General features: G+C 67.2%; 14 protein-coding genes and 1 tRNA gene. 9 read left to right on the plus strand and 6 right to left on the minus strand.

The features are described from left to right. Positions 1–60: 60 nt before the first annotated feature. A complete protein-coding gene (gene truD, locus VT03_RS09665) occupies positions 61–1,245 on the minus strand; it encodes a tRNA pseudouridine(13) synthase TruD (protein ID WP_075092788.1) in 1,185 nt (394 codons plus the stop codon). Positions 1,246–1,772: 527 nt separating this feature from the next. Here truD and VT03_RS32645 point away from each other — a divergent pair. Next, entirely contained in the window at positions 1,773–2,939 is a 1,167-nt protein-coding gene (locus VT03_RS32645) for a peptidylprolyl isomerase (RefSeq protein ID WP_197489274.1), read from the plus strand. A gap of 105 nt (positions 2,940–3,044) precedes the next feature. Further along, positions 3,045–4,277 carry an amidohydrolase family protein gene (locus VT03_RS09675; RefSeq protein ID WP_075092789.1) on the plus strand — a complete coding sequence of 411 codons (1,233 nt, stop codon included), beginning with the start codon at positions 3,045–3,047 and terminating at the stop codon, positions 4,275–4,277. Here VT03_RS09675 and VT03_RS09680 read toward each other — a convergent pair. Then, positions 4,267–5,310, minus strand: a complete 1,044-nt coding sequence (locus tag VT03_RS09680; RefSeq protein WP_075092790.1) for a substrate-binding domain-containing protein — start codon at positions 5,308–5,310, stop codon at positions 4,267–4,269. The genes VT03_RS09675 and VT03_RS09680 overlap by 11 nt on opposite strands. A 206-nt stretch (positions 5,311–5,516) precedes the next feature. On the opposite strand from VT03_RS09680, the gene VT03_RS09685 reads away from it, so the two are divergent. The 3 genes from VT03_RS09685 to VT03_RS09695 all read left to right on the plus strand — a co-directional run bounded on the left by VT03_RS09685 (position 5,517) and on the right by VT03_RS09695 (position 11,504). Next, positions 5,517–5,588: transfer RNA gene (locus tag VT03_RS09685), tRNA-Gln, on the plus strand. Positions 5,589–5,795: 207 nt separating this feature from the next. Beyond that, on the plus strand, positions 5,796–6,890 hold the full coding sequence (locus VT03_RS09690) for a mannose-1-phosphate guanylyltransferase (RefSeq protein WP_075092791.1): 1,095 nt from the start codon (positions 5,796–5,798) through the stop codon (positions 6,888–6,890). 333 nt (positions 6,891–7,223) lie between these two features. Further along, the gene (locus tag VT03_RS09695) at positions 7,224–11,504 is read left to right on the plus strand and encodes an FHA domain-containing protein (protein WP_197489275.1); all 4,281 of its coding nucleotides are present in this window, start codon (positions 7,224–7,226) and stop codon (positions 11,502–11,504) included. 333 nt (positions 11,505–11,837) lie between these two features. Here the strand turns inward: VT03_RS09695 and VT03_RS09700 are convergent, their stop codons facing one another. After that, positions 11,838–12,485 (minus strand): NAD(P)H-dependent oxidoreductase, encoded by a 648-nt coding sequence (locus VT03_RS09700; RefSeq protein WP_075092793.1) that lies wholly within the window; start codon positions 12,483–12,485, stop codon positions 11,838–11,840. A 268-nt stretch (positions 12,486–12,753) separates the two neighbouring features. Here VT03_RS09700 and VT03_RS09705 point away from each other — a divergent pair, with 268 nt between their 5' ends. From VT03_RS09705 to VT03_RS09715, 3 genes are all read left to right on the plus strand, one after another. Beyond that, the gene (locus VT03_RS09705) at positions 12,754–13,764 is read left to right on the plus strand and encodes a polysaccharide deacetylase family protein (RefSeq protein WP_082846089.1); all 1,011 of its coding nucleotides are present in this window, start codon (positions 12,754–12,756) and stop codon (positions 13,762–13,764) included. Between the two features lie 622 nt (positions 13,765–14,386). Continuing rightward, complete coding sequence (locus VT03_RS09710) at positions 14,387–15,508, plus strand: prenyltransferase/squalene oxidase repeat-containing protein (RefSeq protein ID WP_075092794.1); 1,122 nt, start codon at positions 14,387–14,389, stop codon at positions 15,506–15,508. Between the two features lie 601 nt (positions 15,509–16,109). After that, the gene (locus VT03_RS09715; protein WP_075092795.1) at positions 16,110–16,931 is read left to right on the plus strand and encodes a uroporphyrinogen-III synthase; all 822 of its coding nucleotides are present in this window, start codon (positions 16,110–16,112) and stop codon (positions 16,929–16,931) included. Between the two features lie 248 nt (positions 16,932–17,179). On the opposite strand, the gene VT03_RS09720 is transcribed toward VT03_RS09715, so the two are convergent. Next, a complete protein-coding gene (locus tag VT03_RS09720) occupies positions 17,180–18,280 on the minus strand; it encodes a hypothetical protein (protein ID WP_075092796.1) in 1,101 nt (366 codons plus the stop codon). A 413-nt stretch (positions 18,281–18,693) separates the two neighbouring features. Between VT03_RS09720 and VT03_RS09725 the strand changes: the two genes are divergently transcribed. Next, positions 18,694–19,503, plus strand: a complete 810-nt coding sequence (locus VT03_RS09725) for an FkbM family methyltransferase (RefSeq protein ID WP_075092797.1) — start codon at positions 18,694–18,696, stop codon at positions 19,501–19,503. Positions 19,504–19,867: 364 nt separating this feature from the next. Here the strand turns inward: VT03_RS09725 and VT03_RS09730 are convergent, their stop codons facing one another. Together VT03_RS09730 and VT03_RS09735 are read right to left on the minus strand one after the other, a co-directional pair. Next, a complete protein-coding gene (locus VT03_RS09730; protein ID WP_075092798.1) occupies positions 19,868–20,839 on the minus strand; it encodes a glycosyltransferase family 2 protein in 972 nt (323 codons plus the stop codon). A 368-nt stretch (positions 20,840–21,207) separates the two neighbouring features. Further along, a complete protein-coding gene (locus VT03_RS09735; protein WP_075092799.1) occupies positions 21,208–22,629 on the minus strand; it encodes a glycosyltransferase family 87 protein in 1,422 nt (473 codons plus the stop codon). Between the last annotated feature and the right edge of the window lie 13 nt (positions 22,630–22,642).

The following is a 22,642-nucleotide window of genomic DNA, read 5'->3' on the forward strand; positions in this document are numbered from 1 at the left end:
TCGCTGGCGCTTCGGGCTAGTGTGGACGGAACGCCTCCGAAATCCGCTTTCATACAGGCCCTAAGTTTCCTCTTCGAGCCCCACCGCCCCTTCGGTGATCCGCTTCACGAGGATCGTGGCGTACGAACCGCGGGGGAGGCGGAACGACAGGGAGAGCTTCCGCCGGCCGGCGTAGAGCTCGTCGTCGCCGGAGGAGTGGGTCATCCCCTGGAAGTCGATAAAGGCCTTGCGATCGCCCTTCGAGAAGAAGCTGTCGCGGTGGTGCTTGACCTTGATCTGTTCCAGCGTGAGCCCCATGTCCATCAGCACGTCGCGGATCTCGTCCGCCTGCGGGTGGCCGTCGAGGCGGGTGCGGCCGGAGGGGAGCGGGATCAGCATCTCGCGGAACTCCTGCCGCTGCTCGTCCGTCAGGCGGGGGAAGGCGAGAGGGCCGGTCACGAGGCGGACTTCCGCGATCTGCTCGGCCGGGCAGCGGCGGCGGATGAGGCGGTTGAGGACCTGGTTCCAGAGGTCGCTCTGAAAGGCGGAGAGATAGAGGCTCCGCAGGTCGGCCCGCACGCAGCCCCAGGCTCCGCGAAAATCGCCCGGGCGGTCGGCCAGGAACGTGATGATGCTGCGGCGGTGGGACTTTTCGAGACGGGCTTTGCACTCGGGCCACTGGCCCCAGTGGTCGCGGAGGATCTGCTTCTGTTTCTTCTCGCCGCTGCGGTCGAGGGGGTGGGGTTCCGCGAGGGCGAGCCAGAGGCAGCGTTCGTAGTTCTCTTCGATCCAGGCGCGGCCGATGAATTCGCCGTCCTGCGAGACGGAGCCGAACCGCTGGTCGTCGAAGTAGTTCGGCAGGCCGTCCGCGGCGACGTTCTGGAGAGCGGCGGTCGCGGTTGCGAGTTCGGCGTCGCTCATGTCCCGCATCACGAGGCTGAACTGGTTCTCGGTGATGTCGATCGGCTTGTAGGGGCGGATCGCCTGTCCGAGGTAGCGGAGGGAGAGGTTGGTCTGGATCAGTTCCCGTTTGGGTCCGCGGAAGACGGTGAGGAACTGGCTGGTCAGAGCGTGGCGGTCTTTGAGGCCGCCGTAGCTCAGGCGTTGGCGGTCGAGTTTCCAGCGGCGTGCGATGGCGTCGATGGCATCTGGTGTTGTGAGTCCGCGTTTGGACATGCGGTAGACGGCGAAGTTCCCTTCCTGGCCGATGGGGAAATCGGTCAGTTCATCGACCTGGAAGTCTTCGGGGGTGCACTTCAGTTTCATGCGGTTCTCGTGGGAAACCGGAAGTTTAGTGGTTCGAGGGGCGAGGAGAGAGCGTCCCCTGTTCATCGGGTCCAGGGGTACCCTGGTCAGGGAGTGCAGAGGGGAGAATCCCCTTTGCCCGCCGGAGGCCTGGCCGTCGAGAGATGTCTGAAGGAGATCGTGTCCAAGCGCGGACACCGTGTCATGTGCCCCCTCACCAACCCGCGGGGACTGCAAAGCAAGCGGTTGTCGATTGAAGGAGTCCTCAACGCCGGCCCCAAAAGGGGACGCCCGTTGTGTGCCACGGTTCCTCACAGGAGTGCCTCCGGCGGCAAGGGGGTAGGACCCCCTTGACCCCCGGCGGCCGTGGCACATTGGGTTTGAGCGGGCATCGCCGTGCCGGCCAGAACGAGGTTCGAGCGGAACGTCCGCTCCCCGCCGCGCTTCTCGTTTCCCCGGCCCGCACCTAAACTTGATCGATTCCGCCTGATGCGTCGTGGCCAACCGCGCCACGGAGGCGGCAACGACGGATTCGTCAGGAGCGAGAGATGGTGTTTCGTGCAATGGCCTGGGCCACCGTGATGGCCCTCGGACTGGCGACCATGCCGACGGTCGGACAGGCTCAGGGAGCCAGGCCGAAGATCAACGGAGCAAATCCGGCCGCAGAGCCCGAAGTCAAGCTGGACAGCAAGACCGACTGGCCTCCCATGCACGCCAAGTTCAAGAAGAACCGCGAAAAACTCGAACAGATGCAGAAGGAGTTCGAGACCGCGGACGCAAAGAAACAGCTGGAAATCCAGCAGCAGGCGGGCGGACTGATCCAGGAAATCAACGCCGTCTACCCGGCCCTCCGCCAGATGGCGCCGGAGGTCTTCAAGGCCGATCCGACCAACGTCGACGCTGCCGAGATCTGCCTCGAAATCGACTTCCAGAAGAACCGCTACGCCGACGCCGTCAAGGCGGCCGACCTGATCCTGACCCGGGACCCGACGAACCAGCTCGCGCTGAACCTCGGAGCGGTCTCCCACTTCGCCACGCACGACTTCGCCGGCGCCAAGGCGCTCTTCGAGAAGGCGCAGGCCGCCAACGTCCTGATCGGCCAACTCGCCCAGTATGCCGAGAACTGCGAGCCCTACGCCGCCTACTGGGCCAAGGAAGCGAAGATCCGCGAGAAGGAAGACGCCGCCCAGGGAGACGAGCAGCTTCCGATCGTCGAGTTCGAGACGACCAAGGGGAAGGTCGCCTTCCTCCTCCTGGAGAACGAAGCCCCCAACACCGTGGCCAACTTCGTCAGCCTCGTCGAGAAGAAGTACTACGACGGCCTCCAGTTCCACCGCGTCATCCCGCAGTTCATGGCCCAGGGGGGCTGCCCGAACAGCCGTCCCGGCAGCACCGAGCCGCCGGGAACCGGCGGGCCGGGCTACAACATCAAGTGCGAGTGCTACCAGCCGAACGCCCGCATGCACTTCATGGGAAGCCTGAGCATGGCCCACGCCGGCAAGGACACCGGCGGGTCGCAGTTCTTCATCACGCACCTGCCGACCGCCCACCTCAACCCGAACCCCGCCGCCCAGCGGGGGCACACGGTCTTCGGCCGCGTGATCGAAGGACAGGACGTCGTCGCCTCGATCGAGAAGGGGGACACGATCACCTCCGCCAAGGTCGTCCGGAAGCGGAACCACGAGTACAAGCCGGAAACGCAGCCGGAGCGGTAGTCCCCCCTCCCCCCGGGACCGCCTCCTCTTCTTTCCGTGACCTCATCCCGGCACCGGCCCTTGTGAAAAGGCCGGTGCCGTTTTCGTCTCCCGCGCGAGGTTCCTTTGGACGCTCCCGGCGATTCCGCGACGACGCACTACCGGGTCCGCTGGCTCTTTCCGAGCGATGCCGATCCGTTCGCCGACGCCACGCTGGAAGTCCAGGACGGGCGGATCGCGGGGTGGTCGGGCCGGCCGCATCCCGCGGCGATCGACCTCGGGAACGTCGCGGTCATCCCGGGCCTGGTGAACGCCCACACGCATCTGGAGTTCAGTCACCTGGCGCAGCCGATCCCCGCGGGGAACTCGTTCGCCGAGTGGATCGGCGCGGTGATCCAGGAGCGGAGGACCCGCACCGCGACCGGCGGGGAATCGCTGCAGGCGGGGCTCGATGAGCTGCGCCGGTGCGGGACGGTCGCCGCCGGGGAGATCGCCACGCGCTCCTGGCCGCGCGACGCCTCGGTCGAGCGCGGCGCCGCGCTGACGGTCTTCCGGGAGGTGCTCGGCCTCAGCCCCGACGCGGTCCCGCTCCGTCTGGCGGAACTGCAGGAGCATCTCGATGCGGGGGAGACGGGCGACGGTCTCCGCCGCGGCATCAGCCCGCATGCCCCCTACAGCGTTCATCCGGATCTCTTCCACGGGGCGGTCGCGCTCGCTCGCGAGCGGGATGTGCCCGTGGCGATGCACCTCGCCGAGACGCGGGAGGAACTCGAACTGCTGCGGTCCGGTTCGGGGCCGCTCGTGGAGCTGTTCACGCGGATGGGGATCTGGCGTCCGGAAGTCGTTCCTCGCGGGACCCGGATCCTCGACTCCCTGCGCGGCCTCGCCGAGGTGGGGCACGCCCTCGTCGTTCACGGCAACTACCTCGATGACGACGAGATCGCCTTCCTGGCGGACCGGCCGAACATGACGGTCGTCTACTGTCCCCGGACGCACCGCCACTTCGGGCACGCTCGGCACCCTCTTTCGCGTCTGCGGGAGCGGGGGATCCGCGTTGCTCTCGGAACGGACAGCCGGGCCTCGTCTCCGTCGCTCGATCTGTGGGACGACGTGACGCTCGTGCGGGAGCTCTTTCCCGAGGTCTCCCCCCCCTCCCTTCTGCGGATGGCGACCGCCGACGGAGCCGCGGCGCTGGGGAGCGACGCCGCTGCGGAGGTGGGCCTGCGAATCGCGACGCCGGTCACGGGGCTGAGCGTGGTAGAACTCGCCGACGGTTCCGCGAGCGACCCCTGGAAGGCGCTCTTCGCCGGCGGGACGCGGTCGCGCCCGTTTCCCGCGGGGCGTTCCGTCAGTCCCTAGAGGGGGCTTCCGCCGGCTCTGGACGATCCTTGCCGAGAGAGTGGATTCCGGCGGCGGTGAGCGCTGCGACCGGCAACGGCGGCTCCGGTTCGTCCCAGAGCGGACGGACGTCTTCGGGCACGTCCATGGCGTGAATCCTTCCGACCGGGACATCGCCCAAGCCTGCCTTCACCAGCCGCACCTCGATCACCTCGGAGAGCAGGAAGGCGGCGAACCGCTGCGCCAGCTCCGGCCGGTCCGTCTGCCTGTGGATCGCAACGACATTCGGAATCGCGACCGGACGTCCGCCGTCGAGGTAGGACGCGACGAAGCCGCGAGGGCCGGTCCCCGATCGTTCCGCGACGACGTTCGTGAAGGTCAGGAGCAGGGGCGTTCCGGCGAGATCGGAATCGGGAATCCCGGAGACCGACTTCATCGAGACCTTGGCCCCCCGGCTGCCCCAGTCCCGCAGTCGCTCGCCGAGGACGTCCGGTCCTCCGCTGGCCGCTTCGATCACCCAGGCGGCAAACCGCGGCGACCCGCCGTCGATCACGATCGACACTCCGCTCAGGTCCTCTCCCGCATGGATCGCCTCGACCTGCTTCCGGATCGTCTCAGGATCTCCCTTGGGGGACCACCAGACCTGACGCACGCCGGCGAACGCCGCCCATGTCTGCTGCGGACCGCGGAACGCCTCCGGGATGCGGGACAGGGCGGCGGGGGCGAGCGGCACGAGCTCTCCGACCGCCGCCAGCCGAACCGCGTCCAGCGGCGAGGTGTCCCACAGGACGTCGCACCGCGGCGGCGTGCCGCGGGCGATCCGATTCGCGATCCAGCCCTCCGTCGGGAGCGGATCGGTCACGACGAGGCACCGGACGCCGCTCCGCTGCTCGAATTCCGCCGCGAAGGCATTTGCGACCGGCGACTCCCGGCTGCAGAAGACGACGAGGGCGTCCGGCTCATTGCGGCGCGTGAGGCTCCAGCCTGCCAGCAGGGTCGCGGTCAGGACGATCGCCATGGAGAGCAGCTGGCGGGGAATCGATCGATAGGACATCCGGAGAAACGAAGCTCCCAGGTTCGACGTGGCGATGACGGATGGACAAGCTGCCGGCGGCCGTGGTGCCGGGTCCGGCCTGAAGGGGAGGAGGCAGCGGGACGAGGGGGAGGGGAGGGACGGTGTGACGTGGCAGTGTGGCGCGCCACTGCGGCGCGACGCCGCCTTGTTCCGTTGCTGGGCAACACCTAAACTTCGCCGCGCATTACCCGATAGTGTAACGGTTAGCACTAGAGATTTTGATTCTCTCAGTCGAGGTTCGAATCCTCGTCGGGTAATTTTCTGTGGCGGGCCGGCGGCCCGCCGAGCGGGCGACTCGCAAATGAAGTGCCTGGGAGCACGATCCGGGATCGCGATTGGAACGAGCGCCGTGATGCCTCCGGCTTGAGGCCGTCCGGATCCGAGTTCCGGAATCCTCTTTCGTTCCTCTTCCCTCCTGCCGCGGCGGTTGAAATCATCCGCTCGAACATTGGCTGGAGAGACGAATGCTGCATACGGTCATTATGGCGGGGGGGAGCGGGACGCGGTTCTGGCCCGCCAGTCGGGCGCGGCGCCCCAAGCAGTTTCTGACCCTTCTGGGAGGCCGGTCGCTGATCCAGCGAAGCTGGGACCGCTGCCGGCTCCTGACCCCTCCCGAGCGGTGCTGGGTCGTCACCGGGGAGGCCCATGTGGAGCTGGTCCGGGAGCATCTTCCGGAGCTCCCGGCGAAGAACCTGCTCGTCGAGCCCGCGCCGCGGAACACCGCGCCCGCCATTGGCCTGGCCGCGCTGCACATCCGGGAGTCCGATCCCGACGCCACGATGGCGGTCTTCCCGTCGGATCATCTCATCGATCCGTTCGACCGCTTTGTCCTGGCGATCCGCGCCGCCGAGGCCGCTCTCGTCCGCGAACCGGACAGCCTGATCCTGTTCGGCATCCGGCCGACCTTTCCGTCGACCGGGTTCGGATACATCGAGGCGGGTGAGTCCGCGCCCTCGTCCACCGGAGCGACGCCGGCGGCGCCGGCGATGGTGGCTCGCCCCGTGGCGAGCTTCCGGGAGAAACCCGATCGGCCGACCGCCGAGACGTTTCTCGCCTCCGGTCGGTTCCTGTGGAACAGCGGGATCTTCGTGTGGCGGGCCGCGCGGCTGCTGGATCTGCTGGCCGCCCACGAGCCGGAGATGGCCGCCGGACTGGAACGAATCCGAGAGACCGGCGACCGGGCCGCCGCGATTCGGACGGAGTTCCCGAGCCTGCGGTCGATCTCGATCGACTACGCGGTGCTGGAGCGGGAAGCCCCGAGCGCCCGCGTCATCGCCGCCGAGTTCGAGTGGGACGACGTCGGCAGCTGGGAGGCGCTGGCCCGCCGGATCGCCGCCGATCCCGAGGGGAACCGGACCGCCGGCCCGCACATCGGGATCGAGACGTCGAACTGCCTCGTCCAGACCGAGGGGGACCACCTCGTCGCCACGATCGGGGTCGAGAACCTGCTGATCGTCCACTCGCCGGACGCCACGCTCGTCGCCCGCCGCGACGACGAGGCGGGGATGAAGCGGCTCATCGAGCAGCTTCGAGCGCGGGGGCTGGACCGCTATCTCTGAGGTCCAAAGCGGATCCGATTGTTCGTCTGCAATCGAAACGTCTCCGACCGGCGGCATCCTGCCACCCGCACAGACGGCACAACCCGCAAAGTCCCAACATCGGGTCTTCCCTGATTGAACCCGGTTGCCTAACCGGCAAAGGTTCTCACCCGCCCGGACTATGTTTCCGATGATGGGAGTGAGGTGTCCCCGCAGGACCGCGCCCATGTCGCGCCGTGACATCGGTGCGTCGAGACAGGATCGCTGCGGGAATACCTCGGGAGCCGAGTGGAACGCCCTTCCGGCCCCTTGTCCGTCCGGATGGCGACTGAAGACGGCTCCGCGGGACTCTTCATGGCGACTGCATTGGAATCTTCGACGACGGTTCTCGAAGGGGGAATCGAGCTCATCCGCCGGCGACGGGGGACCGGCCCCGCCGCGCTCGCCCTGGGACCGGGCCGGCATACGATCGGCTCCGATCCGGCGTGCGACGTTCCGGTCGACGCCGCCGGCGTCCAGCCGCAGCACTGCCTGCTGATCGTCTCCCCCCACCGGACGATCGCCAAGGCGCTGTCTCCCCTGACCTGGATCAATGACGGCCCGTTTACGGAGGCGGCCCTTCGTCCGGGAGACCGGCTGATCGTGGGACCGGTCGAGTTCACCGTCCGGAAGTGCCAGGACGAGGGGAAAGCCGATCGCGTCGATGCGGCGGCGCGGCCGGAGGCTCCCTCCCGCCGCGACCTTCCGCAGACGGAAGAGGCCGCGGGATTCGGACTGCCCTCGTCCGAGGAGCCCGCCGCTCCGCTGCTGCGGCTCCGGACCGAGACCGCCGAGGCCGATCCAGAGCGGGATCTCGGGATCCTCAAGATCCTGCGCGACGCGACTCCGTTCGCGCCCGCGTCCACCTTCTCGATCGCCGGCTTCCTGACGCCGGCCGCACCGGCTCCCGTTCCGGCACCAGAGGTCGGGACTTCGTCGGCGGAGATGTCGGGCCTGCGGGACGAGATCGCGCGGCAGGCGGCGGACATCGCCGCGCTGCGGGCGGAGCGGGACGAGATCGCCCGGACCCTTGAAGGGGTGCTGGCGGAACGGGACCGGGCCCGCGATCTGGAAAGCGATCTCGTGATCTCGCGACGGGAGGTCGACCGCCTCCTGTCCGCCCTCGCCGAGGCTCAGGCCGAAGCCCAGACCGAGGCACGGGGAGCGGCGGCGGCCGTCTCCGAGCGGTCGCAGCTCGCGGGGCGGATCGCGGAGCTCGAGACGACCGTCCGGAACCAGCAGCAGGCGTCGACCGTGACCCGCTCGGCTTCGCTGGAGCGGGAGAAGTCCGCCCTGCTGCAGCAGCGGGCGGAACTGCTTTCGACGCGCCGCGAAGTCCAGGAGAAGCTGAACGAGCAGCACCGCCTGGCGCTCGACATCGAGGAGGCCCGCCGCGCCCTCCAGGCCGATGCCGACGAGTCACGGAACCGGCATCGGGAAGTCGAGGAGGAGCTGGCGCGGGTGGAGCGGCTCGTCCAGCAGGTGGCGGACGAGCGGGAAGAGGTGGCGGCGGGGAAACGCAGCCTGGCGGACGAGCGGACGGCGCTCGAGACGCGCGAGTCGGATGTCGCCTCCCGGCACGAGGCGGCGGGAGCGCTGCTGTGGGAGATCGACGAGAAGCGTCGCGCGCTGGAGGAGGCGGAGCGGCAGGCGCAGGAGGTGATCGGCCGCGCCGACAGCATCCGCAGCGAAGCGCAGGAGCTGGAGGAGTCGCGGCGGGCGTATGACGTCCATGCCCGCCATGTGGAATCGGAGATGTCGCGGCTCGAGTCGGTCGGCGAGGAGCACGCCCGGCTGCAGGCCGAGATGGAGAACCGTCTCTCCGAGATCCTGGGGCGCGAGGCCGCGCTGTCGGCGGAACGCGAGACCTGGCTCGAGCGGCTGGCGGGAGTCGACGTGCGGGAGGCGGCGCTGAACTCCCGCGACGGCGAAGTCCGGCAGCAGCAGACGCTGCTGGAGTCGGCCCAGGCGGACTATGCGTCGCGTGACCGGGAGCTGCAGGAGCGGCATTCCGCGATCGAGGCCGCGCGGGAAGAGCTGCGGCTGCGCCTGAGCGAGTTCGACGACCGGACGCAGCAGATCGAAGAGGAAGAGACGCGGGTCGGAGAGGGACGTGAGGCTCTGCGCCGCGCCAGCGAAGAGCTCGCCTCCCAGCGGCAGCAGCTCCTGGACGGCGAGCAGGAGAGCGACCGGCTCCGCGCCGAGACGGAGCGGCTACTGGCCGACATCGACGCCCGGGAGGCGAAGCTGACCGGCATCGCGGCCCGGGAAGCGGCCCTGCGGACGCAGTGGGAGTCGTACGAGTCCGCGGTCCGGGAACTGGAGGCCGTGCGAGCGGACCTCGGCCGCCGCGAGGACGAAGTCGCTGCCGCATTGGCCGCCCGCGTCGACGTTCCTTCGCCACCTCCGCTGTCGTTGCTTCTGTCGTCCTCGCCCGTCGCGACGGCTGATCAGGAGAACCGGAACGGCGATACGGACCTCGAGATCGACATGCTCGGGCTGAGCCGCGAATCGCTCGGGCAGCGGGAGCGCGAGCTCGACGATCGTCGCGACGCCCTGTCGACGCGCGAGGACCGGCTGGAGCGGCGGGAAGCGGAGCTGCGCACCCGCGAACAGCACCTCTCCGATCGGGAAGAGGAACTGGCGGACCAGGTGGTGCACCCGGCACCGGCGCCGGCATCCGTCACGGCGGACGAGGAAGTGGCGTCGGCCCGCCTGTCCGAGCAGGAGGACGAGCTGCGGCTCCGGACCGAAGAGGCGGATCGGCGGGAGTACGAGCTCGATTCCCGTGACGCCGAGCTGCGGAGCTTCGAGCGGCGGCTGATGGAACGGGAAGAGCGGTTGCATGCCCCCGCCGCCGCGTCCGCCCCCCCGTCGGCGGCCGTGTCCGTCTCCCCCGCGGTTCCGGACGACCTGGATCAGGAGCGGCGGGAACTGGACGAACGCGCGGCCCGGCTGACCGCCCAGGAATGCGAGCTGGAACGGCTGCAGCAGCAGCTCGGCGAATACAGGTCCGAGTTCCTCTCCCAGTACGAGACGCTGGAGAAGGAGCGCGAGGAACTGGCGGCCGAGCGGCAGGCGCTTGCCGAGCAGCAGCAGGAACTGGCGACCGAGCGGCAGCAGGAACTGGCCGGTCATCGCCAGGAGCGGGCGGACGAGACCGCTCCGCCGACGGAGGAGTTCGATCGGCCGTCGTTCCGGGGGACTCGGGACTGGGACGAGCCGCAGGCGGAGGCGATCGCGCCGGACGACTCGGCGGTGCTCGACGCCTCGACGCACGCCCCCGGCGCCTTCTCGTCGGGGCTGTTCGGTGCCGCGGCCGCCGGCGGCGAACGGCGGAAGGATTTCGATTGGAAGGCGCTCCGCGAGAACCTTCGCGGCCCCTCCGAGGATCAGTGGACGGCGGAGGCGGACGAGCCTTCCGACAGCCAGCCGCCTGCCGGTTCGGGGCCGACGGCTGGTCCGGGTTCGCTCGCTGACGCCCTCTCGCGACGGCCTGAGTCGCGGATCAGTTCTCCGCTGTTTCCGAACCACCGGCACGAGACCGACGCGCCGCATGTGAACGACGGCGAATCGCGGAAGGACTGGAAGGCGGAGGTCGCCGCAGGAGCGAACGGAGCCGGTGGGGCGGCGGCGGTTTTGGAAGAGGGGGAGACGACCTCGGAGCAGACAGGCGAGGCCGCCCCCTCGGCGGATGCGCTCGAGCTGCGGGCTCACCTGGCGGACCTGTTCGGAATCGATCTGTCCCGCCGTGCCGCACCGACCCCCGTCGAGTACGACGACGTCGAGACGACGGCGGGTGCTGAGGCGGACGAAGAGGACGATCTGTCGCGCCGGGCGGCGGAACGTCAGGAAACGGTGTCCCAGCCGTCGTACCGGAGCGCCGCGATCTCGTCTTCGCCCGGCCCAGTGGCCGAGCCGCCGGCGGTCGAGCCGCACGATGATGACATCGCCTCCTATATGGAGCGGCTGATTGCCCGGACACGGCGGGCCGCGGCGGCGGAGCAGCCCCCGGCGATCCTCCCCTCCGCACCGTCCCCCGCGTCGGCAGCCGGTTCGGCTGCTTCCGGCGGGACTGGCGGGGCTTCGGCCGCCGCTCCGGGGACGGGCGGGATGTCGTCGATCAATCTGGCTCTGTTGAGGTCTGCGGCGCCGCGGCCGGTGGAAGAAGAGGTGGTGGCCCCCGTCGTGGAGGAGGAGGCGAAGCCGCAGCGGCGTCCGCTCCAGCGGGAGGAGCTCGACGCGATTCGCGGGTCGATGGATTCCTTCCGGGAGCTGGCGAACCGGACCGCCCGTGCGGCGGTGGCCCGGCATCAGCTGGTGAAGTTGCGGCAGGGGGTTTCGACGAAGGCGATGACGCTGGGACTCAGCGGCGTGATCTCCGCCGTGCTGCTGTTGCCCGAGTTGTTCGGGAGCGACCGGTACCGTCATGCCGCGATCGGTTGTCTCTGCGTGACGATCATTGCCGCGCTGGAGTGGTTCCGCACGCGGGTGCGGATCCGGAAGCTGGATCACTTCATTGCGGATGCGGATCAGTCGCGGCAGCTGACGGAGGAGGGGGCTGTGGATGACGGCAAGGGAGAGCCCGGCGTCTGAATGGCGTTCTCGCCGGCACAGCTATGCCAGCTCAAGCCCAACGTGCCCCGGCAGCCTGGGGTCAAGGGGGCCACGCCCCCTTGCCGCCGGAGGCACTTCCCTGAGGAACCGTGGTGCGCCACGGATGTCCCCTTTGTGGGACCGGCGCTGAGAACTCACGGCTCGCTTTGCAATCCCCGCGAGTTGGTGAGGGGGCATACGGCACCTTGTCCGCGCTTGGACCCTCGCTCCTTCAGAGAGATCGAGACGAGACGGGCCTCCGGCGGGCAAAGGGGCGTTGCCCCTCTGCACTCCCCACCAGGGTGCCCCTGGACCCGGTGAAGGGGGAAGTGACTACCGCCGTAGAATGACTTGCTCGTTTCCGTAACGGACCTTCGCCAGCGCCGCATACCGATCCGACTCTGCCCGGTAACCGACAGCACACGCCACACACGTCGTGTACCCCGTTCCCCCCAGACCCAGGATATCGTCGTACTTCTGCGGCTCGATCCCCTCCATCGGACACGTGTCGACACCCAGCAACGCCGCCGAAGTCATCAGGTTCCCGAGCGCAATATACGCCTGCCGGATCGCCCACTCCGCCCGCGCCGCCGCCGGCATCCCCTGAATGATCGTCCCGAGAAGCATCTTGCGGAACCCCGCCAGCGACTCCGCCGTGACCTGCCGGACATTCGCAATCCGGGCAATGTAACCGTCGATGTCCCCCTCACTCAGGTCCTGGCTGACGGCGAAGACGACGTGATGAGAGCAATCCGCCGGCTGCTTCTGCCTCCAGGAAGCGGTCACCAGCTGCTCCTTGAGCTCCTGCGTCGTCACAACCACGAACCGCCACGGCTGGAGACCGTAAGAGGACGGCGTGAGGATCAGCGACTCTTCGAGCGCCTCCCAGACGTCCGCCGCGATCTTGCGATTCGGGTCGAACTGCTTGGTGGCATAGCGCCAGCGAAGACTGGAGACGAGGTCGGAGGGGGCAACAGGCATGATCGGATTCCGGAAAGTGACCTTCGGACTGTAGCAGGCGGGCGGGGGAAGAAGGGACTGTCGGCCCGCGATCCGCCCCGGTTCGCCGAAAGCCTCCCATTCCGCAGAACCGTTTCCCGCCGCACAACCCGCTCGATCCGTACCGCGCCGGAAAGTTGGACCGAATCGCCCCCCAGGTCGACTGCCGACAGGCCGGCCACGGACGGAGCGTCCCATCTTTGGAGAGCGACCGTTCACCACAGGATTCTTCGCGGGGCCTGACCGTCCGATGGGAATTTCACCGAAACGCCGGATCCTCGCCCATGTGGCCGACGCCACCGGACTCGCCCGGATCGCCTCCCTGGCCTGCGCCTGGCGGGGCCTGCTCGTCCTGAACTACCACCGCGTTGGCCTCCCCGGCGACTCCCCCTTCGATCACGGCCTGTGGAGCGCCTCCGCGGAGGATTTCGATGCTCAGGTCGGGTTCCTCAAGAAAAACTTCGACGTTGTCGGCCTGAGCGATCTCGACGGCCTCCTGTCCCGCCCGCAGCGGGCGCGGGGGGTGATGATCACCTTCGACGACGGATACCGCGACAACTACGACCTCGCCTTTCCAGTCCTGAAGCAGCACGGCGTTCCGGGCGTCTTCTTCATCACGACGGGATTCCTCGATCAGCGCCGCGTGGCATGGTGGGACGACATCTCCTGGATGGTGAAGACCAGCTCCCGGACCTCGATCGGACCGGGCCCCGGCCTGACGGAATCCGTCTCGTGGACCGCCGGTGAGCCGGGAGCCGCGATCGATCGTCTCCTGCGGACCTTCAAGAAGCTCGGCGGTCATGAGACCGCGGCCTTCCTGGACCACATCGCCGACCAGACCGGGACGGGCCGTTGCCCGCAGTCGCTGGCGGACGAGGTCTGGATGACCTGGGACATGGCGCGGGAGATGGTCCGGGGGGGGATGCAGATCGGCGCGCACACCGTGAACCATCCGGTTCTCTCGCGCCTGAAGGACGACGAGATCCGCTACGAGGTCGCAGAGTCCCGGCGGCGGCTCGAAGAGGTTCTGGGGCTGCGGATCGACTCCATGAGCTACCCGGTCGGCCAGCGGGATTCGTTCGACCCCCGCTGCATGGCGGCGCTCGATGCGGCCGGATACCGCTGGGCTTTCAGCTACTACGGCGGGCTGGCTGGCCCGCAGGCGAACCGCTTCGACGTTCCCCGGATGGCGGTCGAATCCGACTGCTCCCTCCCCACGTTCCGCTCAATGACGCGGATTCCGCGGTACGTCCACACCTGAGCTGCCGAGCCGACGAGAGGCTTCGTACCGGAGTCCGCTTTGCGAGCGGGGGGGCGGAAGAGGTTTGAAACACAGAGGGCGCAGAGGACACGGAGAGGGAAGGGCGGAGAGGGGATGGTCGTGAAGCGTTTCCGGGCGAGGAGAAGCCACAGATAAACACAGATGGACACAGATCAAGACAGGGGCAGCCCGACAGCCTCATCTGACCTCCGTGTCCTCTGTGCCCACTGTGTTTCAAAACCCGAAGGCTCACGAAGCGCACCGGCGACACTTTTTTTGACCGCGCACCGTTCAGTCTTTCACTCGGTGATATTCATCAATCCGCGGGCAGGACCGGCCGCGGCTGCGATGTCGGCGTTCTCCGCTCTGATCCGTGTCCATCCGTGTTCATCTGTGGCCCCCTCCCTCCTCCGTGCCTCAGTCCTTGGTGGCGGCTTCTTCGCCGGTGCGGGCAGATTTTCGCCTCCCGGGCGAGCCTGCGGGGAGTAGACTTCGCTGGGACGTGCAGAGGCGGGCGAGACTTTGGTCTGGCAGATCGGTGATGGGACCTGGCGCCTGCGATAGAATCGCGGGCAACAGTTCATCGTCCCGTTCCCAGCTCGGTGCCAGGAGTTCGCTCGCCATGCGGAAGTTGAGGCCTCTTCTCATTCTGACCGTTCTCTGTTCGCTGGCGACAGCGTTCCTCCCGGCGGCCCGTGCGGCGGACGTGGTTGGCCCGGATGCCGCCAAGCTCAAGGCCGCGATCGACAAGGGGGCGGCGTTCCTCAAGGCGAGCCAGGCCCAGGACGGGACCTGGACCTCTCCCGATCAGCCCGGCATCACGGCTATCGCCACCTACGCCCTCCTCCGCAGCGGCGTTTCGGCGGACGACCCGGCGGTCCAGAAGGGGCTCAAGTACCTCGAAACCCTCAAGCGGCCCGACGGCGGGATCTATCGCGAAGGGACGTTCCACAAGAACTACGAGACGGCGATCGCGCTGATGGCCTTCCAGGCGGCCAACAGCAAGGGGCAGTACGACGACGTCGTCAAGAAGGCGGCCGACTCGCTGCGGGCCGTGCAGTGGGGGACCGACGGCAAGACCGCCAAGACCGAGCCTGCGTTCGGCGGCGCCGGCTACGGCCGCAGCCAGCGGCCCGACCTCTCGAACACGACCTTCTTCCTGGAAGCCCTTAAGGCCTCGGGAGCCAAGTCGGACGATCCGGCGATTCAGAACGCCCTCGTCTTTGTCTCCCGTTGCCAGAACCTGGAGTCCGCGGACAACACCACTCCGTTCGCTGCCCTCGTGAATGATGGCGGCTTCTACTACACGCCGGCCGCGGGAGGGAGCTCGATGGCGGGCAAGAACGCGGATGGCGGCCTGCGGTCGTATGCCAGCATGACCTACGCCGGCCTCAAGAGCATGATCTACGCCGGGCTGAAGGCGGACGATCCGCGGGTCAAGGCGGCCCGTGAGTGGATCGCGAAGTTCTACACGGTCAGTGAGAACCCGGGTCTCGATCAGCAGGGGATTTACTACTACTACCAGACGTTCGGCAAGACGCTCTCGGTGATCGGCGATGACCACTTCACCGACGCCGCGGGAGCGAAGCATGATTGGCGGAAGGACCTCGGCGACAAGCTGTTCTCGCTGCAGAAGGAGAACGGGAGCTGGGTCAACACGGCTGATCGCTGGATGGAAGGGGACCCGAACCTGACGACCTCGTACGCGCTGATGGCGCTGGAGTTCTGCCGGCCGGCCAAGTGACGTTCGGGTTGGGACTATGAGTCCTGCGTAACAGCCTTACGAGACCGCACGGTGGAAACGCCGTGCGGTCTTTTTGCATTTTGTCGTGCTGACGACGGTCGGGTGTGTCCGCTGGATGGTGTGGCGGGACGATTCCTCACGAGAGTGAACCGGGGTCCAGGGGGTCACCCCTGGTGGGGGATGCAAGGGGGCAACGCCCTTTGCCCGCCGGAGGCCTGGCCGTCGAGAGATAATCTGAAGGAGCACGTGTCCGAGCGCGGACACCGTGCCGGATGCCCCTCACCAACCCGCGAGGATTGCAAAGCGAGCGGTGAGTCCTCAACGCCGGTACCACAAAGGGGATATCCGTTGTGTCCCACGGTTCGTCATGGAAGCGCCTCCGGCGGCAAGGGGTCGCCCCCTTGACCCCGGCTGCCGTGGCACATTGGGTTTGAGCTATCGAGCCGTGCCGGCAAGGACGTGCATTCAGAAACCGGGATCAAGCCCCACTCCGATCCACCGGGGCACGAGCGCGTGGCATCCGTCCTCCAGCGGCGACTACAACTCGATAGGCGCCGCGCGGTGAATCGTCCCCGAGCCCGGCGCCAGGGAGTGACGACACGTGATCACCGTTTGCAGCCTGGAAAGTCGCCGCGGCGACGAAATGCGAGGACTCATCGAACGCGCCGGCGGCCGTGCCGTCATCGCCCCCTCGATGAAGGAAGTCCCGCTCGACGACCGCGCGCCGGTCTTCACCTTCCTCGACCGCCTCCTCGCCGGCGAGGTCGACCTGTTCATCTTCCTGACCGGCGTCGGCGCCCGGGCGCTCCTCGAAGCGGCGGCCACCCGCCACGAGCCCGCTCGAGTCACCGAGTCGATCAACAGGACCAAGGTCCTCGTCCGCGGCCCCAAGCCGGTGCCGGTCCTCAAGGAGGCGGGGATCCGGATCGACCTGCGGGCCCCCGAGCCCAATACGTGGCGGGAGATCCTCGCCGTCCTCGCCGAAGCGGGATACGAGCTGAGCGGGCGACGCGTCGTGATCCAGGAGTACGGCGCGCCGAATCGCGAGCTGGAAGCCGCCCTCCGCAGCCGCGGGGCGAGCGTCGAAACCGTGGCGGTCTACCGCTGGGGCCTTCCCGACGACCTCGCGCCCCTCAAAGCAGCCATCGAGTCCACCATCCGCGGCGAGTTCCAGGGGTTGCTGTTCACGAGCGCCCAGCAGGCGGTCCATGTGCTGCGCGTGGCGGAACAGCTCGGGCTCCGCGACCAGTGGCTCGAAGCGGCCAACCGCTGTGTCATCGGAAGCATCGGCCCGACCGCGACCGAGACGCTCGTGCACCACGGCCTCACCCCCGACGTGGAGCCGGAGCACGGAAAGATGGGACACCTCGTGCGGGCCTTCTTCGAAGAGGGGCCTCGGTCTCCGAAGTGGCCAGCCGGCTGAGGCGGATTGGGTGAGGGGGCATCCGGCACGGTGTCCGCGCTTGGACACTCGCTCCTTCAGATATCTCTCGACGGCCAAGCCTCCGGCGGGCAAGGGGCCTGTGTTGTTCTTCTGGGCCCCCTGCACCCCCAGACCAGGGTCCCCCTGGACCCGGCATCTGAGCATTCCTCCAAAAAAACAACCCGGCCGACACAGGCTCTAGCCCACGTCGACCGGGAAAGGGATTCTTACTCGCCGTCTGAAGCCGATTACCGCTTCTTCGGAACCAGCATCAGCTGCGGATTCGGATCGAACACCCACATCCGGTACTGATCGCGCCCCTTGCCGTAACCATCCACCGCCAGGAACCGCAGCTCCTGCCGCGTCCCGTTCCGGCCGTCGACAATGTCCTTGGCCCCGAACGTCGACTTGTACTTCTTGATCATCGGATCGGTCGGCGAGTCGAACTGGCCGACGGTGACGATCGACCGGAACTCGTCATGCCAGACGAAGGCGTCGATGCTCTTGTGCCGGATCTCTTCGTTCGGGGCACAGCGGATCGTCACCTCGCCCCGCAGATGCTCGGCCAGATGGTGTGCGCTCTCCCCCGCATCGTCCAGGTTCGTTTCGTTCTCCTGCGTCCGCTTCAGGAAGTCGTCGACGCTCGGGATCGGATCGCCGGGCTTCACCGCCACGTTCTTGCCGCTGAAGCTGGCGATGACGAGCGTGTACTTCCCCTTGTTCTCGAACAGGCTGTTCCGCATCCCCGTGTTGAGGTTGATCGCCAGCGGATCGAGCGACTGGCTCTGGATGTCCTGCGCGGACAGGAGGGGGTTCGTTGCCAGGAACGCGCTCGCCAGCGGTCCGCGGTCCTTCTTGGTCCGGACCACGACCCCTTCGTCAAACGCCTTGGGGGTGTACTTCTTGACCCACTTCAGCGTCGCCTGAGCCTTCTCGTCGCTGAGCGAGGGATAGTTCCCCGCGAAGACGCAGACGGTGGTCACGCGGCGGAGCGGCTTGCGGATCTCTTCCCGTCCCTGACGGTCCGTCGTCCGGATCCGCTCCGACTTCCCTTCGGAGGTGTAGACGTAGGCGGGGATCCCCTTCTGCCGCAGCTCGATGATCAGGTCGTGAGCCGCCTGCTCCGGCGTCTTCCCTTCATCGGTCTCGCCGTCGCCGGTGGCGTGGAACGTCGCCACCATGATCATCCAGGGGCCGTGTTCCTTGCCGAGGATGTACTCCTGGCTCGGATCGGCGGAGATCTTGGACGTCTGCCGGCCCAGCGAGCGCTGCGCAGTCGCAGGGGCGGCCAGCAGAGTGGCGATCGCGAGAGCGGCGACCGGGGCGAGGGCGGAAATTCGACGAATCATTCGCACACTCCATTGTGCGGACAGCGGAAGTTCCTGCCGACGTTCAACGCGGCGGAACCGTGAGACAGGCCGCTTTTAGCCGGGGCCGCCGACGAAGGTCCAGACGCATCCCGCCGAATGGCCCGCGGCCCTTGAGAGAAAATTGGCGATCGGCACATTCCGCCGTCCGACGGCTCCTGCCGGGGGCCGGAGAGGGCTCGCGGCTCCGGCGTGAAGCCGCGTCCCTCCCGGATTATTTCCTTGCCCTGCCACCGTTTGAGTCCCGTTAAGAACAGGACAATGTTCGGAACTTCTCAGGACTGACTCCCCGCCGTCAGGAAATGGCGACCGTCTCCGGGCGGGGGTAGGATCGCCGCCGCGCGCCGTCTGTTCCGGCTCGCCAGTCCATGACCCGCTCCTTTCCCCCACCCCTGATGTTCGGATCTCTTGTCCGCCGCCTCTCCCTGAGCCCCACGGCGCAGGGCATCATCAAAAGCCTTGGGCTGATCCATCTGGGGAACGGCGTCCTCCGGATGGCGGGGGTTGTGCGGCAGGTGCCGCAGTCGCGGTGGAAGTACCGTGTCCGGTTTGTTGACACGCCGGTCCTGGCCGATGGGATCTTTCGCGATGGGGAGTACAGGCTCCTTGCCGGGGATGCCGACCGGATCCGGACGTTCATCGACCTGGGCTGCAACGTCGGTCTGTTTCCGCTGTACCTCAGTTCGATCAAGTCGCGGGACGAGCTGACGGGGATCCTGGTTGACGCGAACTCGCGGGTCGTGGCCGAGGCCCGGGAGAACATGCGGCTGAATGGGCTGTCGGACCGGATCTCGGTCATTCATGGCCTGGCCGGCGCGGCGGGTGAAGGAGAGGGGGAGGTCCGCGAGTTCTGGATTGCTCAGAACAGCCTTTCGTCGACGGCACATCCGGAGTTGCTGACGAGTCGCGTTGGTCTTTCGACGGAGAAGGTCGCCGTGGTGGATGTCCTCAAGGAGTTTCGGAAGGCGTGTGGTGACGACGCTCGGGTCGATCTGTTGAAGCTCGATATTGAGGGATGTGAGATTGAGTTCCTGAAGACGAACCGGCCGCTGCTGGACCTGTGCGAGCGGGTGATTCTGGAGTTTCATAAACCGCAGGTGACGCTGGCGGATGCGGAGAGTGCGCTTGGTCCGGGGGGGTTCCGTCTTGTTGGTGTTCATGACGATGCGGGCCGCCCGTGGGGTGTTGCGTACTTCAGGCGTTGAGTGATAGTGGTGGAGGTCCCGGCTAGCGCCTCCTCAACCGGGTCCAGGGGTACCCTGGTGGGGAGTGCAGAGGGGCAACGCCCCTTTGCCCGCCGGAGGCCTGGCCGTCGAGAGACGTCTGAAGGAGATAGTGTCCAAGCGCGGACACCATGTCGTATGCCCCCTCACCAACCCGCGGGGATTCCAAAGCGAGCGGTGAGTCCTCAGCGCCGGTTCCACAAAGGGGACGTCCGTTGCCTACCACGGTTCCTCATTGAAGCGCCTCCGGCGGCAAGGGGTTGCCCCCTTGACCCCGGCTGCCGTGGCACATTGGGTTTGAGCGAGCACAGTCGTGCCGGCAAGGACATCTTTCGAGCCAGCGGGATCAGCCTTCCTCTCCCTCACCAAGCACCGTCCGAACCACGAACTGCGGCTTGCGATTGATATTGAGATGCACGCGCCCAACGTACTCCCCCAACACCCCCAGCGACAGAAGCTGCAAGCCGCCGAGCACAAGGACCGCCACGATGATCGACGCGTAACCGCTCACCGAGATCCAGCCCGCCAGCCCGGCAACAAGATAGTAAAGCCCCAGCAGCAGCCCCAGACCGGCCGCCACCATCCCCGTGATCGACACCGCCTGGAGCGGAATCAGCGAGAAGTTCGTGAACATGTTGATCGCCAGCGTCAACAGCTTCATGAACGAGTACCCCGACCGCCCCTCCGCCCGCTCGTCATGCCGCACCGGAACGGTGCTCACCCGCTGCGTGTTCCAAGCCAGGAGGCCATCGATGAACGTGAAGTTCAGGTTGTACGTAAGGATGCTCCGAACCAGCTCCCGGCGCATGATCCGGTACGAGCTCCCCTTGATCGACGACTGAAAAACGAGCTGGCCGAAACGGATCAGAACCCACGATCCCAGGTTGCGGAACCAGCCGTGCTTCTTCTTCTCGACGATCGTTCCATAGACGAGGTCGTCATCGCGGGTCCGGATCGCCTCCAGAAGGTGGGGAAGCTCTTCGGGCGGGTTCTGGAGATCGTCGTCCATCGTCGCAACGAACTCGCCGCGGGCGTGATGGAACCCGCACATGAGGGCATTGTGCTGGCCGAAATTCCGCATCAACCGGATCGCCCGGACGTGCTCCGGATGCTGACGCCGCAGCTCCTGGAGGACCGTCCACGAGCGGGAGTCGACACCGCTGTCGTCGACGAAGACGACCTCCCAGGTCGTTCCCCCGGGACGCAGCGCTTCGCCGACACGGCGGACGAGCTCCGGAAGAGTGTCGGTCGACTTATAAACCGGCACGACGACGGAGAGCTGAGGCGCGGACGGGGTGGTGGAGGGGGGAGCGGACATGCGAATCAGGCGGTGCGGGACGGAGTTCGATGAGCCATCCGGAGTGGCTGGCAAGGAGACGGCGGCTTCGAGGACCGGATCAGGCGGAGTGGAAGGTCTGCTGGAAGCCGGTCTCGAGGCGCGGTGACGTCGCCTTCGGTCAGCGCGGGTTCACCGGACAGGGACGGCAAAGCGTTCCGAGAGCGTAACGCGGCGTGAGGCGAAAACAATTTTCGCGAAGCTCCGAAACCGGCCGTCGTTCTCGTCCGCAGATCCATTCCGAGTTTTGTGTGAAAACGATGTGAGAATTCTGCAAGGGAGCCCTCTGGCGCAAGGGACCCGGTCTCCCTGCCTCGATCCCGCGCTGGAGGACGCCGATCGTGGCCCGGCTACGCAGACTGCGCGGTCCGGGTCTTCCGTCGCCGTTCCTGACGGGTGAGGGGGCGCGAGTTTGCCTTCCCGAAGCCGGCGAAGGTCGCCAGCTTCCAGTTCCGTTGCCGCGTCCGGGCTGTTGAGGCGCGCCACCCGTCCCAGCACAGCACGACAAACGAGACGAGGAGCAGAAGCGGGTTCACCACGACGGCGATCGAGCTGTCCATGGCGCCGGAGTCGGTCACGACATAGGGAAAGAACCAGTACTTCTTGGGAATGGTCAGGAGGGCGAGCAGGACCGTCACCAGCCGGTCCCCTGGTCGGCGGGTCGAAAGGCAGATCGACCAGACCAGGATCGGCGTCACATGCAGCAGCTTGTAGTCGACGCCTCCGGGGGCCGAGATGACCATGTAGATCAGCAGGATCATCAGCTTCCGGCGGAGCTCCGTCTCGACAATCGTGACATGCCACGTCACCAGCCCTGCGAGTGCCACCATGACGTAGCCATAGACCTTCAGCATCTGATGTTGATGGCTGATCAGGACCCGCGGATCGGGCAATGGCTGATCGGCCCACGTGGCATAGCCGAGCATTCCGTACATGTACGCGAGCTTCATCGGCGTCCACAGGCTGGCGCTCGCCCCCATGCCGTGGTCGCCGATCAGGTACTGGTTGCGAAACTTGGAAAGCTGGGCCTGCCACAGGGCCAGGTCGATCTGCCACGAGTGCTGGAAGCTGGCGAGGCTGGCGAACGTGACGACGGCGAAGATCGCCCCGGCGATGAGCGGATAGCGGATCCGTCCCAGCCGGCAATAGATGCCGAGGAGGGCGGCGGGATACAGCTTCAGACAGATGGCCGGCAGCAGGCACAGCAGGGCCGCGGTGTGTCGTCGCCGGTCCGCGAAGTACAGGAACCAGCAGACGAGGGCCACGAGGCCGACCTCGATGTTCCCTCGGTCGATGCAGAGCCAGAGCGGATAGGAAGTCCCCAGGATCACCGCGGCTCCGGTGGCGGCGAGCGGGAGCGATCGGGTCGCCCGGGTGAGGGCCTGGCAGATCCAGCCCCACAGCGCGACGATCGAGATCACGTCGAAGACGACGAGCGTCCAGCCCCAGGAGAGCTTCGACAGGGGGTGGAACGCGACATAGGTAAACGGGAAGTACAGAGACCAGATCGTGTACGGATCCCCAAGGCTGGCCGACCGCAGGACGTCGTAGAAGTCCGTGTACTTGAGATCGGCCCGCCACAGGAACGAGTTCCATGGATAGCCGCGGTGGAGGACGGAGCCCTGGAAGGCGTGAAAGGCGATCGCGGCCAGCATTCCAGTCAGCCCGATCGCCAGGACGAGTCGGAGTCGCCCGCGAACCGACAGGGCCGCCTTCGAGAGGGCGTTTCGGTCGGCGGTTGCAGGGACGGGCGGGTCGGCGGCGGACGTCATGAGCGGGCTCTGG

The sequence above is a fragment of the Planctomyces sp. SH-PL14 genome (assembly GCF_001610835.1).
In the GTDB taxonomy this organism is placed as follows: Bacteria; Planctomycetota; Planctomycetia; order Planctomycetales; family Planctomycetaceae; genus Planctomyces_A.